A 14009-nucleotide genomic window follows, 5' to 3' on the forward strand; every position below is an offset into this window, starting at 1 on the left:
ATTGCATATCTTTGCGCAGTGCAGCAGCTTTGCATGTTGCGTAAAGACTGACTGAAAGGCCATAAAGGCCGGATTGTTAAACTTTCTTTAATTAATCGGGAGAGTAAGAAATGAAAACATTCATTCAAATTGGACTTGTTTTCCTGTTTGCAGCGCTCACTACCAGCGCCTGCGTTACACCGATTGCTACACCGAAGCCTATCAAGATTCCTTGCACAAGGCTCACTAAGAAGGAGTTTATTGAGAAAGCGTCGCAACTGCTGCGCGCAAACAACTACGTAGTCGTTGAAGCCAACGAAGAGACAGGGGAAGTCGAAGGTAACCGCGTGCCAGTCTATGTTGGCATTGGTGAAAATATCATCGTGAGTGGGCCGTATATCTTTGACGCAGTCTATGATGGCACCACAATTACGGTGAACATTCAGACGGTGTCGGAAGGGCGTCCAGTGAAAAGCCACGATGAGAATTCATCTGTCTATGATAAGCGCAACTTTATGCCTGTTCTTAATGGCTTGCGTGAGCTGTGTAAGTGAAGTTGAGTAGGTGTGCGCACGGCGGCAGAATCAAAGTCGCTGTGCGTTTATCGGAAACAGTAGCGGCAACTTTTAGGTTGCCGCTTTTTTCTGCTATGCTAGCGTAGTAAAATTGTGTAATGCCAGCTAAGGAAAGGCAAGGCAGGGGAGAAAAGCAGGTTCTATCAGTGCAATGAGGCAAGACAAGTCATATCAAGCCGAGGCTATAAACCTAACACACGTTTAGTATGTCAATGTGTCGCAATTTGTCGTGGTTCATATTTGTCATTACTTTGCTATCGGGCTGTGTGCTTGCAGATTCAGTGCGCCAACCACGCCCAATCCGCATTGCTTGTGAGGGGTCGCGACTTGACCTGTACCAGAAAGCAAAAGAGGTCTTAGAGAGACAGCAGTATAAGATTCGTGTCGACAATCGTCTTGATGGTATTCTCAAAGCATACCGTCGTCCAGAGCAGGTGAATTTTGGTGACCAGATTATGTTTAATGGGGCGCTATATGTGATGGCCACGATTGATAGTGCGGTCATTACGCTTTACATCTATCGTATTTTGGATATTCCAGCCGAAGAGCAAGAGCCAGTGATTGAAGTAAGCTACGATGAGCGTAATGCGAGCGTCTTTACGCGCTCACTCTATCAGCCCTTGATTGATGAGATGCGCCGCAGCTGTGCTCAGCCCAAATGAAAGGCAAAGTTCGTATTTTTACGGCTTATAGAGTTGCCATAAACAAAAACCACAATCTCAAATGGAGCTTTGGCTTGGCGCAGCAGTTTTAGGGCTGTGCTATGGATTTCTCGCCATCGGAGTCTACATCACCATGCGCATCTATAACTTCCCCGACATTACCGCTGACGGTAGCTTGACCTTAGGCGCAAGCATTACGGCAGCTTTGCTCACGATTGGAGTCAGCCCGATTTTTGCCACATTCGTTGCAATTGTATTCGGATTTTTAGCAGGTGCAACGACAGGTGTGATTCATACCAAACTGAAAGTTAATGGTCTGCTATCTGGTATTTTGGTTACCACAGCACTCTACTCCATCAACTTGCGCATTATGGGACGCTCCAACATTCCCTTGCTAACGGTGCAAACACTGCTCACGCCGTTTGAAAATACTTTCTCTCAACTGCCACGCTGGGCAGTCGATTTTGCCGTATTCTTCGTGATTAGTGCTGTTGCCCTAATCCTCTTAGGACTGCTCTTCAAGACCGATTTTGGCTTAGCGATGCGGGCAACAGGCGATAACGAAGTGATGATTGCAGCACAAGGTGTCAATACCGACACGATGAAAATCATCGGAATTGGATTGTCAAATGCAATGATTGCTCTGTCAGGCTCGCTGGTGTGCCAGTATCAAGGTTTTGCCGACATCAGTATGGGCATTGGCATTATCGTGTTTGGCTTAGCCAGCGTGATTATCGGTGAGTCTTTCTTAGGGATTTTTCGGCAACGTTTCTCAGTCGGCACGCAATTAGTCAGTGTCGTGTTTGGAGCGATTGTCTTTCGCGTGCTGGTCGGCATTGCGCTGTCACTGGGACTGGCGCCGACAGATTTCAAAATTGTAACCGCATTTTTCGTGCTTCTCGCTGTAGCACTGCCACAGCTGCGCCACCTTGTCTTTAAGCGTTGAGCCGTGTTGCCAGATCCCAAAAGAAAAAACCCGCTGCCCTGTTTGCTTCCTGAACAGGGCAGCGGGTGACCCCTGTGCGGCACAATCTACCACAGCAAGCAAGAAGCAAGCACCTACTTTCTCAACAGCATTTTCTTGGTCTCTACAAATTTGCCCGCTACAAGGCGGTAGAAATAGACACCGCTGGAAAGACCATACTGTGCAGCATTGAACTGGATAGCATAGCGACCCGCTTCCTGCCAGCTATTAACCAATGTGGCAACCTTTCTACCGAGCACGTCAAACACCTCGAGCTTGACATCGCCGCTTTCCGCCAATTCGTAGCGCAAAGTGGTTTCAGGGTTAAATGGATTTGGATAATTCTGCATCAAGCTATATCTGTCTGGGACATCAAGCAGTATCTCAACGGTGTAAGCGTAGTCGTGCACAGTGCCGTCGTAGTCCACGCTACGCAGCGCATAGCGATGCGTTTGATTGGGCGCAGCGGTCTCATCAATGAACTTATACTCTTTGCCGACAGGTGCAGTGCCTAAGCCACGCAGCTCGCTGCGCTCACGATAGTCAGCAATCGGCTCACCATTGCGCAGGAGCACAAATCCAGCATTGTTCAGTTCGCTTTCTGTGCGCCAACTAAGTTCCACTCTGCGACCCAGCGGCTTTGCCACAAAGGCTGAAAGCGAGACGGGCAAAGGGTTATCCGATGCGTTTTCCGTGCCAAGTGCAACAAAGAAATTCTCGCTGGCGGCTAATGTTGTATTGAAAATGAGGGAATTAAACCCAGTCAGCACGGGAAGCGGGTCAGTATCTACAGCAAGCGGCCCTTGCGATTGCCAATTGCCTGTGGTGCGCGTTGCAATCTTGAGCGTTGCGTTGTTGTCGCTAACCTGCACGGCATCATCGCTGTTGATGGCCATATCCAAGACTTGCGAGAGCACAAGACTGCCTGAACCTGTGTTTTGAAATTCATAATAGCGCAGGTCAGAGACTTTCACGAGCGGAAAGGTGGATAGCGCAAGCGAATTGCCAGAGCCTGTGATAAGCGCGCCGCGCAGTATTGTGCCGCTCGCAGATTGTCCGAGCAACGAAATCGGGCGGTATGTGGTCGCATCGCCTAAGGGATAGAGGCGCGAGACGATGGCAGAGTTGTCAAACGCACGTGCGAGCCGATTGTTGATAAAACCATTAGTGCGCTGCACAGCAGCAGGCAGCGGGTTGGTAACAGACGCTAAGAAAACGCCTGTGTTCAACACGCCGCTGCTAAGTTGCAACGTGTTAAGAATGGTTGGGCTGCCTGTGAGCGTGGCGCCATCAGCGTCATTAAGGTCAAAGTTCGTAAAGGTCGCACCGCTCACTTGCACCGTAGCAGGCGCATTTTGAACGAGGATTTTACCAGTTGAAGCTAATGCCGAGCCAGTGCCCGTGATGTTGCCACGCACCTCAACAGTGAGTGTGCCAATGTCCAGTGTAGTACTGGCACCCAGCGACAGCGCTGGTTGCGAGGCGCTTGCTGTGAGCGTTATTGCAGTCGCATCAAGCGTCTTTGTGCCAGAGCCAGCCGTAGCCAGACGGTTTGCTGTTGTAATCGCAGGCAATGTGCTTTGTGCAAGAAAACCCGTAATCTGATTGCCCAAGCGATTAAACACATAGCTAGCGCCTGCATTGTAGGTTACTGTGCCGTTGGCGCGAATCGAGCCATTCAGTGTGCTCGAGTTGTCGCCATTGACGCCTTTTTCATGTGCCGTGATAAGCGTTGCACCCGAGTTCAGTGTGAAATTTGCTGTGCCAGCGTAGCTTGTAAGAAAGCGTGTTTCGCCAAATTCAATCGTGCCATTCACTGTAATCGTGCCTGTATTGCCTGTGCGCAGATTAGCATTGATGACGCGCAGCGTCCCGCCTGAGCTGACCGTGAGATTCCATACATCAACATGACCAGTTGAGCCTGAAAGTGTCGTAGTGCCGTCAATAACAAAATTCATTGTGTTACCAAAGCTGGGGTTGGCGTTCATAAAGCCGTTGTTGACAATGGAGCCGTCTGCGCCTGTCATCGTAACGGTTCGGTTGCCTGAGACTGTAAGCTGGCAGCCGCCTTCGGTGCGCAAACTGTGTTGAATGGTGAGGTTATTTGTAATCGTGGTGGTTTGGTTGTCAGCAGTGGTCGCGTCGAAGAAAGTCGTGCCGTAGTCCGCGATGTTGTCGCTGACGCGCTGATTGATGTAGCAGAAGCGCGAGAAAGGCGGTGTGCTGGAGCCGCTGTTGGTGTTCGCAATATCAAAGTAAAGCCGTCCCGTAAGGTCAAGTTTGTTGGAAAAATCATTATCCAGCGCAAAGCGAGAAAGACCGCCGTAAGGGTCGCCACCGTTGAGGTAGAAAAAGACGCGAAACGAGGTCGGCCTGCCGCCCATTAGCGACCACGCAATCGCAATTTCTTGCACATTGCCCGACGTGGTTTTCTGAATGCTGGAGCTGTTGTCGACATTAGCGTTCCAGCCGCCAGAGCCATCGTGCGTGCGGTGTTGATGGTAGCCATTGCGAATGAAGGCGGCGAAATTGGCGCGGAAAGGCAAGCGACCGTAGTTATTGCCATCAAAGTTGCCGATGCCACCCAGTGCGCCGTTGGCATTTGTGCCACCGTTAGCGGGCGTTTGTGGGTCGGTGTCAATGTAAAGCACAAGTTCGTCGGTGTTAGCGTTGCCGTTTGCGTTAACGGCGATGTAGAGGTTGTTATCGTCCCACGCCATATACCAATCGCGCGCACCATCGTTCCATCGGTTTGCACCGTTGGTATGGTCGCCGTATTCGCCGGGCGAAATTACGCCATCGCGCGTAGGCGGCGTAGAGAGAAACGAGAAAGTCGAGAAGTCACCGCCAATCGCAAACTCGGAAAAAGAGGTCAGCCCAGAGACACGCAGCACGTTTTCGCGCGGGTAAGAAATCGTAACACTCGTGCCGTTAGCGGCGCTCGTCCAAGGCTCGGAGCTATTGTTTCGCTTTAGCACGACAAGACTGCGTGGGTCAGAGATACCCGGCAGACCGCTAATGTCAAGTTCAATGTCATATTGATAGCCGTTCAAGCCTGAGGGCGTGATTTGCCAGTATCTTGGAGCGATGTTCTTGACGACCACAGTGCCTTTCGGCGAAATGCCACTCAGTGGCAAGCCGCTATTAGGATTTGGTGGCAAACTGTTTTGCATATTGAAAAGCAGATTGCCTGCGTCGTTTGAGGGTTGCGTAAAGATGACCGTAGCTTGCCGATTGTTTGATGCAGCAGCGACAAAAGCACCTGTGGTGTTTGCAGGAATCGGCACGGTGGCGCTACCTGTTGCAGGCACAAGTTGAATCGCAACGGTGGCGCTGTCAAGCGAAAATTGGCTGCTGGTCTTACCCCATGCAGAGATGTAGTTCAGAGAAAGCGGCGTAACTGTGACCGTGTTCGGTGAGTTAGGTGAGAGGTTGTCGAAAATCGTGCCGTCGGTAGGCGAAGAGGGTGCGGAGTTTTGCTTGACGACCGCACGATTGAGCGTTGCCGCACCTTCTACGATGAATTCAAACTGATTATCGCTGAGGCGTTTGACCGCAACGCGCCCAGGCGAGTAGGGCATGGGGTTAGCCATCGTGTTGACGACTTGCGGAGCGCGGTAAGTGGCGCGCACATAGACGCGCTGCCCGATGGCATTCACCGACGTATTGCGAATGCGAATGGTGTGCCAGTCCGTAACCGTCGGCGTGAAATTGACATTGAGGTTGCTTGCACCATTTGCGCTGAAGACAAGCGTTTGATTGCGAAAAACGGCAATCGTGATGTCCTGCGGCGTCGAACTGGTTTGAAAAACGCGCAGGTTAATTGGCTGACCAGCTTCAGGGTAGATATTGCCGACCGTGCGCCAAGCAGTGGAGTTGGTAGGCAATGCACCGCCTTGCATCAGAGAACGTGGGTGGCTATCGCCTAAGTCGTCTGCCATTTCCCACTCTTGCGCGATATTTTTGGGCGTGGGCGAAAAGGGCGCATCGAAGTTCGCTTGTTCGCTCACTGGCGCCCAAACGGCGTAACCACGTCGTCGCGTCGGACCAACTGGTCCAGTGATAGGCGCTGTAAGGTCGCATGGTGGAATGTGAATTAGCACACGGTTGTATAAGCCACCACTAGGCGGTTGCACCGTAACTGTGAAGCCGTAGGTGCCACCGTAATCTTTTAGCACTGTCCCAACCGGGAAAGAAGTGGCGACCCAGACGCGCTGCTCGACATTCCAACTATCGGTTGCACCAATCAGTGCACGACCGCCGCGCTCAAAGACAATACCGTCTTGCAAGTTGCCTTGCAAAAAAGAAGGAGCGTCGTTGCCGGTTTCAGCAGTGCGCACAAAGTATGGGCCGCTTTTGAACTGCAGTTTCTGGTGGCAACGAATGAGGTTTGCAATGTCATCGCGCACGGGTAGCGATGATGGATTGTTCGGAAAATGCGTGTAGCGAATACCGCCTGAGCCAATGTCAAAGAGATCTTCAAAGAAAACTTGCGGCGAGCCATCAACGGCGAAAATGATGGCGTAAGCGGGCGCAAGGCGCGGCTCTCGCGGATCAATGTTGCGCCCAAGTTCGCTGCTACTGGTCCAGTTTCCAGAGGGGTAATCGCCATTAGGTTGCAGGGGTGGTCGGAACGTATCGTGATTGTTGACGAACGGCACGGTGCGACCGCGATTGTCTTGCTGCAGGCTGGGAATCGTGCTCATATCAAATGCGCCCAGCGCATAGACCATACCAACCAAGCCATCCGTGCTGAAACCACGCAAACTGAAATCGAAGGTGCCCGCGCGGTTATCGACGCCGCCTAAGTTGCGGCTTGTGCCTGACAGTCCGCCTTCCAAGACGCTTTCGGGTGCAGGCGGTGCGCCAGCCCATGCGTCCAGTTCCGACTTGCCGCCCACCCATTCGCCAATCGAGAGAATGTCCCAACCAAGCGGCGAACTGCCGTTCACGCCTTGCGTAATGTCGCCACTTGGACTAGCGACATGCCAAACGAAATCGTGCACCACATGCGGCTCAAAGTGCTTGACCGCATCGAAGCGATAGCCATCAATACCGATTTGCTTTGTGTGCCAGATAAACCAACGGCGCAGTTCGTTACGCATATAGTTCGAGGACTGCGGCGGATTAAACACCAGCGGATTGCCTATTGGCAGCGACGATTGTCCGTAAGCACGTGGGTCATAGCAGATGTCAGGGCCAAAGAAAGCGGAGGTTACGTCATTGAGAGAGCTGCCCGGGTTGCCGCCAAAGCCTCGCCAAGGATTGGGGTGAAAGTTTATCCAGTTTTTGGGAAACCGCCCGCGCCGACCAATGTAGTCCACTGAATCGCCTGCAAACTGTGGGGTGGCAAATGAGGTGTAACGGAAAATCTTGTATTGGTCGTCTTGCGCTTGTGGGTCTCGCACTTGCGCACCAATGATGTGGTTAAGAACAATATCCTGCACAACTTCAATACCGTTGGCATGGAGCACAGCAGCCATACGCAATAGTTCATCCTTCGTGCCCATTCGGGTGCGCACATTGCCCTTCTGAAACTTATCGCCGAGGTCGTAGTGGTCAAAAGGAGCGTAACCGACAGAAGTTGGGCCCCCTTCATTTTTAATGGTCGGTGGAATCCAAACCGCATCAATACCAAGCTCACGCAGGCGTGGGGCAAGGTCAGCAAGGTAATTTGCCCATGCGAAAGGATAATTGTTGTTCCAATAATCCCACCAAAAACCTTGAAGCACCACACGCTTGGTGGTCTGAGACCAAAGAATTGAAGGAAGTGTGAAGAGGCAGGCAAGCATCACAAGGAACAGGGTAATACACTTGCCAGCACGGTGCTGACGTGGTAAGACTATTGTCATAGTTTTTTGTGTCCTCCTTTGTGTCAGAGTGGCTACTTTCTTCGATTGGCAGCAGTGAATGTACTTAGCGGCGTAAAGTAAGCTGCTCAAATTTAAGCAGTTAGCAGATTATTTCAATGTGAGCAGCATAGCAAATCAGGCTGCCTAAGAAGCTCAGCAAAAAGCTGCAGGCGCTCTTAGCATCTTTCGCTAAATTTGCGCAGTGCAACACAAGGTTTATTCCCATTACAATGCGGACACTTGCAGAGCTGAAAGACACACACCCACTCGTTTATCAGTACTTCTCAAGCCTTGAACAAGGCGAGTTTTGGATTCGTCGCATCCAAGAAATCGATGCGTATTGGTCACAGATTGGTCATGCCGATGTGCCAGAAGTGATTTTTGATGGCGCAAAGTTGCCGAAAGACATTGAGATAGCAGGTGAATATGAAATCATCTATGCAGGTGCCACATTAGGGCTACTCCATGCGGCAGCTATGGCATATTTACACAATCGCTCTGTGCTGGTGATAGATAAATACACGCCCGCTAAAACGCATCGTGATTGGAACATTTCTTTGCGCGAGCTGCTGCGCCTCGATAAAATGGGACTGATTTCACAAGCTGAAGCGGAGCGTGCAATTACTGCGCACTACAGAACAGGCTTTGTTGAATTTGCTGCTCGTCAAGACCGAAAGCGCCTGTATATGACAGGTGTGCTCGATTGCGCGGTTGAATCCGACGTCATTTTAGACTTGGCGCTCAAACGAGTGCTAAGCCACCCAAAAAGCGGCGTCTTGGGGCACACGCGTTTCAAGCGCGTCTTTAAGCTCGAGGAGGGAGTCGTGGTAGAAGTCGAGCGGGAGGGACAGCGTGCGTATTTCAAGGCAAAGATGCTGGTCGATACAATGGGGATTCTCTCGCCGATTGCAATGCAACTGAACCACGGCCTGCCACAGACGCACTGTTGCCCCACCGTTGGCACGCTCTCCAGTGGCTTAGAAAATATTGACTACGACGTAGGCGAAATTTTAGTCTCAACGGAGCCAGCCGATTTTTCACACGGCAGCGGTCGCCAACTCATTTGGGAGGGGTTTCCTGCCAGCCGCACTGAATTTACTTCCTACCTTTTTTTCTACGACCGTATTGATTCCGATAACGATAAGTCGCTCCTTAACCTCTTCGAAGTGTATTTTGAAAAACTGCCAAGCTACAAACCGATTGGCAGGAATTTCAAAATTCATAAGCCCGTTTTCGGTATTATTCCAGCCTACCACCACCATGGCTTTGGCAAAACGCGAGTGACAGCCGATGACCGCATTGTGCTCTTTGGCGATGCGGCGTCACTGTCGTCACCTTTGACCTTCTGTGGGTTTGGCTCAATGGTGCGCAACTTGGAACGCACCACTGTGGCACTGGCTGCAGCCTTAGAACGCAATGCTCTCAGTCGCAACGACTTAGAGCCTATCAATGCCTTTGAGCCAAATGTGGCAATTATGTCGAACCTAATGAAGTTTATGTGCTTTGATGCGCGCACCGACGAACCGAACTTTGTCAATGAACTGATGAATGAAATTATGAAAGTGCTGGACGCACTGCCAGAGCGCTACCGCGAATCACTCTTTCGTGATGAAATGACACTGTCAGATTTCACCACGCTGATTTTGACAGTGGGAGTGAAGTATCCGAAAATCTTTCCTATCACTTACCAGAAACTCGGCATTTCGGGAAGTCTGTCGTGGCTGCAGAACTGGGCAGGGTGGGCATTTTCAGCGCTGAAAAAAGCAGAACCTGTTCGGTAATGCCAGCGCAGTGCAAAGTGCTGTGGTGGACAGGCGTGCTGGCGGTAGCGGTCATCGGTTGCCGCACCACAAGCGACACCCATGCGCCAAAGACAACGTCGCCTGAAGTCAAGCTATCACACACACTCGACTCGATTTGCAAAGCCTATCAGGTGGTGGGAATGAGTGTCGCACTGGTCAGCGATACGGCGTTCCTCTATGCCCACAGCTGGGGACAAGCGCAATTAGGCGCCGCTCGACCGATGACCGATAGCACCTTTGCCCGCGTGGCATCGGTCTCCAAAGTGCTCACTGCACTGGCTGTGATGCAACTCTACGAGCAAGGCAAGTTTTCACTCGAGGACGACATTTCACCTGCACTTGGATTTCAGTTGCGTAACCCCAACTTTCCTGATAAGCCGATTACTTACCGACAGCTATTGCAACACACATCCAGCTTGGAAAGCGATGAAGCAATGCCAGCGCCGTATTATGTGCTCTGGCGCGACCCTACACTGCGTCTGAGTGATGTACTTTCTTCGCACGGAGCGCGATACAACGATTCCGTCTATCGGTCGCTCTGGTCAAAACACCCACCAGGCACACGCTTTGCCTACTCCAACTTGGGCTATGCACTGCTTGGCACATTGGTCGAGCGCCATTCAGGCAAGCGCTTTGACCAATACTGCACAGAGCACATCTTTGCCCCGCTGGGGCTGAAAGCGAGTTTCAATGTGATGGATATTCCAACTGAGCAACTTGCCTATCCCTACCGTGAAGTGCAGGGTAGATGGATGGCACAAGCCGATAGTGTGCGTCCCATCTTCCCGCTTGAACGGTATGAAGTGGGGTCAAATGCATTGCTCTTTTCTCCCCAAGGTGGTTTGCGCATCAGCATAAAAGAACTGGGGCGGTTGGTTCAGTTATTCCTGAACAGCGGTCAGTTAGGCAAGGTGCGCCTTGTGTCTGAGCAGGCACTGCGCATAATGGAGCAAAATCCACTGAGCACAAGCGATGCACTATTCGGAAAATATGCCCTCGGTTTGTGCTATGCAGATAGCCTTTGGAAAGGTGTAGAACTCATCGGGCACTCGGGACAAGCCTACGGACTTCTAAGCGGCTTTTACTACAATCGCCCGCAGCGCCTTGGTGTGACGATGCTCATCACTGGCTCACGCTATCGTGCTACAGGGAGCGCATTCTACGATGTGGAACTGGCGATTTACGACGCGCTCTATCACTACCTCATAGAAAAAGGCAAAATCGCCCCACTACATCGCTAAGAGAGCAAAAGAAACAGCACACGAGGAGCTTGAGCTTAGACCTCACTTTCGACTTTGACTCAGGTCAGAATCGTTCCGCTCGCCTTCACAGAGAGAGGTTAGGGGTATAAAATGCCAGCATAACTTAGTGGCTATCGGGTGAGTTCAGGGCATCTAAGGCGCGCTTGTCGTCAGGTGTGTCAATATCTGCAGGGCTTTGCGGGCAAGGAATACGGCGATGTGGGTAGCGGAAGATAAGTGGACGAGCACCAGTATCACCACGCAGGCGGAGCAGCTCGGGAAAAAGTGAGCGCGAAAAAAGTGCAGGCACGCCCACCGTGTCACCATAGCTGGTAGCCACAATTGGCTCAGTAGAAGATTGCCACATCGTCATAAGCTCACGAAGAACGGCACGGTCAATAAAGGGCTGGTCACATAGCATTAAGATAGCCGCGTCTGCATCAGTGAGTTGCAGCGCCGCAATCCCTGCACGAATGGAGGAAGCAATGCCTTCTGGCCACTCACGGTTTTCCACAATGCGCACAGGCATTCCAGCCAGTTCAGGTTTAATCTGCTCTGCAAAGGCGCCAAGCACGCAAAGCACCTCCTTAGGCGACACGGCAAGTGCTTCCGTAGCTGCCCGCTGAATAAGAGATTTGCCTAAAAATCGCAGTAATTGTTTTGGCTGACCCAGCCGGCGCGATGCACCAGCCGCCAGAATGATGATGCTGACTTTGCTAAGCATCTTTTCTCCGACACCTAAAGTTTCAGATTTATGAGCGCTGCGCTTGATGCAAAAGCCAGAACAGAGTGACCGATACGGCAAAATGCCATTGATGCAAGGTTTCCAGTAACCAATTGTTAGAGATGAACACTCTCGCTATGAATGGGTGTAGGACGATTGCGCAAAAATGAGCCAGTGCGTCCAGACAGCACAGCGCGAATTTCGGCTAAAATAGACAAGGCGATTTCCTCTGGAAGTTCTGCGCCAATGTCTAATCCAACTGGCGCATAGAGCTTATTCAGCATTGTCTCGGTAGGCACTAACCCACGCGCACGGATTGCTGCCAGTAATTTCTCAGTGCGGCGCTTTGGTCCGAGCACGCCCAAATAAGCCAAGTGCATCGGCAAGAGCTGAAAAAGAAATTCTACATCTAACTCAAAATTGTGAGTCATTACAACCGCAGCAGTGCGAGCAGGGTTGGACACGACGGAGGCAATGTCTGCACCGACTTTGAGCAACCGCCGTGCATCGGCAATACCGAAGCCTTCTCGTGAAAGATAAGATGGACGCCTATCCACTACACTAACTTGCCAGCCCAAACGCTTAGCCAGTTCAGCAAGTGGCACAGCGTCATACCCAGCGCCAATAATCAAGAAATGAACAGGTGGCAGAAGTACATCAATGAAAACCTCAGCGGCACCATCGCTGCATTCATACCGCTGGCTCGCAGCAAGCTGCCGATGCAGGTGCTTAGCAACATCATGCGCAAGCATAAGACGCAAGTGATGAGAAGAGATGTTGCTAAAAGGCGCATCGTTTTCACGAAGCGAAAGAAAGCGACCGACTTCACGCTGTAAGCTGCCTTCTGCCCCATAGACAGTAGCAAGCCCCGTAGGTTTTGGGGCACGAAGAAAGTCTTGATACTGCTGCAAGCGAGCTTGAAGCGTAGCCAGCTCACTGGATTCAATGAGCACAAAAATTTTCCCATGGCAGCCCAAGCCGTAACCCAGCGAAGCGTCTTCATCCATTGAGTCGTAAGCGACAAGAAGTGAGCGTTGCGTCTGAATCGCAAACAGCGCCTTCTGTCTTACATCACCTTCAAGGCAACCGCCTGAAATAGCACCAACGCTCTTACCTGATTCAGTAATAAGCATTTTAGCGCCTGCACGGCGATACGACGACCCTTGCACTTTGACCAGTGTAGCCAGTGCAAACCGTTCCCCACTGTCAGATGCAGCCTGTGCGGCACAAAGAATGTCGCTCAGTTCTTTCATTCCAGTTCAGCTTGACTCGTTTCAAGAAAACATTTGAAGGCAACACAACATAAAGCATGCAGAAACACGGCAACTGATTATGCAACCGTTTCTCGCAAAGAGCGCAAGCGAAAGATAAAAATTGTTGTGTGGAGATGATGCTTCAGAACGCTTGAATGAACTCCAAGCGAACGCTACGGTCAAGTGCTGAGAGAGAACGGAAATTGTTGTTGAGGTTGCTAAGGTTAAACTCCAGCGTGAAACCAGCGCCGAGCGACCAGCGCAATCCGATATCGAGAAACCCGCTGCCGCGACCGAACGTCTCGCTGCGGTCGTCGTTCAAGGCAAAGTCGTATTGCACATAAAATGTGAAGTCAGTTCCGATGGTTTTTTCCAGTCCGATGTAAAAGTTGGCGTTGCCGTCGTCGCTGGCTTCCAAGATGCTGTAGTTTAAGCCACTGTGCAAGGTGAGGTAGCCGAGAAACTCAAAATTTTTTGAGGCGGCAAGGAAAAAGCCGGGCGACTTGCGCTCGTAGCGACTCAGGCTGTCAATAAAGCGGCCGCGCCCTTGCGACTCGAAGCCAACAGTGAGGGCAGGCAGAGTGAGTTCTTCGTCTAAGATACGATAGCGCACCATTGCACCGGGCAAGCGATTCCAGCTTGGCGACCCAGAGCCAATAAGGTTTCCAGCTCCGTAAGAAAGTCCTAACGAAAATCGGTCGCTAATGCCGACGCTTGCCCCAATCATTGCACCGCCGCCGGCATAGAACCAGCCTTCAATAGCAAACGTGCCGCGCTTCAAAGTACCAGCGGTCGGAAGGTTAAAAAGGTAGCGAGCTTCTTGTGTGGCATTGCTGCCTGCAGAGCCTTGTGCAAAAAGCAGAGCAGGCGTGCTGAGAAGCAGAAAGCAGATGAGTTTCATTGGCAATAGTGATGCAGTTTATTGTGCTGCGGTGTGAAAGCAAAAAATGTAATGCT

General features: G+C 51.3%; 9 protein-coding genes. 5 read left to right on the top strand and 4 right to left on the bottom strand.

Features of this window, described 5'->3' with window-relative positions; all coding sequences use genetic code 11:
• The first annotated feature begins 110 nt into the window (after window positions 1-110).
• The 3 genes from NZM05_07470 (at window position 111) to NZM05_07480 (ending at window position 2162) form a co-directional block, all read left to right on the top strand.
• Window positions 111-533, top strand: a complete 423-nt coding sequence (locus NZM05_07470; GenBank protein MCS7013456.1) for a hypothetical protein — start codon at window positions 111-113, stop codon at window positions 531-533.
• A 227-nt stretch (window positions 534-760) separates the two neighbouring features.
• Entirely contained in the window at window positions 761-1216 is a 456-nt protein-coding gene (locus tag NZM05_07475) for a hypothetical protein (GenBank protein ID MCS7013457.1), read from the top strand.
• A 61-nt stretch (window positions 1217-1277) separates the two neighbouring features.
• Window positions 1278-2162 carry an ABC transporter permease gene (locus NZM05_07480; GenBank protein ID MCS7013458.1) on the top strand — a complete coding sequence of 295 codons (885 nt, stop codon included), beginning with the start codon at window positions 1278-1280 and terminating at the stop codon, window positions 2160-2162.
• A 113-nt stretch (window positions 2163-2275) separates the two neighbouring features.
• On the opposite strand, the gene NZM05_07485 is transcribed toward NZM05_07480, so the two are convergent.
• Window positions 2276-8032 carry a T9SS type A sorting domain-containing protein gene (locus tag NZM05_07485; GenBank protein ID MCS7013459.1) on the bottom strand — a complete coding sequence of 1919 codons (5757 nt, stop codon included), beginning with the start codon at window positions 8030-8032 and terminating at the stop codon, window positions 2276-2278.
• A 230-nt stretch (window positions 8033-8262) separates the two neighbouring features.
• On the opposite strand from NZM05_07485, the gene NZM05_07490 reads away from it, so the two are divergent.
• The gene (locus NZM05_07490) at window positions 8263-9813 is read left to right on the top strand and encodes a hypothetical protein (protein MCS7013460.1); all 1551 of its coding nucleotides are present in this window, start codon (window positions 8263-8265) and stop codon (window positions 9811-9813) included.
• Window positions 9813-11075, top strand: a complete 1263-nt coding sequence (locus NZM05_07495; protein ID MCS7013461.1) for a beta-lactamase family protein — start codon at window positions 9813-9815, stop codon at window positions 11073-11075. The genes NZM05_07490 and NZM05_07495 overlap by 1 nt, the downstream gene beginning before the upstream one ends.
• Before the next feature lie 124 nt (window positions 11076-11199).
• Here the strand turns inward: NZM05_07495 and NZM05_07500 are convergent, their stop codons facing one another.
• From NZM05_07500 to NZM05_07510, 3 genes are all read right to left on the bottom strand, one after another.
• A complete protein-coding gene (locus NZM05_07500; protein ID MCS7013462.1) occupies window positions 11200-11799 on the bottom strand; it encodes a nucleotidyltransferase family protein in 600 nt (199 codons plus the stop codon).
• A gap of 116 nt (window positions 11800-11915) precedes the next feature.
• Window positions 11916-13052, bottom strand: a complete 1137-nt coding sequence (locus tag NZM05_07505; GenBank protein ID MCS7013463.1) for an XdhC family protein — start codon at window positions 13050-13052, stop codon at window positions 11916-11918.
• Between the two features lie 142 nt (window positions 13053-13194).
• Complete coding sequence (locus NZM05_07510) at window positions 13195-13953, bottom strand: YjbH domain-containing protein (GenBank protein ID MCS7013464.1); 759 nt, start codon at window positions 13951-13953, stop codon at window positions 13195-13197.
• Window positions 13954-14009: the final 56 nt, after the last annotated feature.

This window comes from Chloroherpetonaceae bacterium (genome assembly GCA_025056565.1).
Classification (GTDB): Bacteria; Bacteroidota; Chlorobiia; order Chlorobiales; family Thermochlorobacteraceae; genus Thermochlorobacter.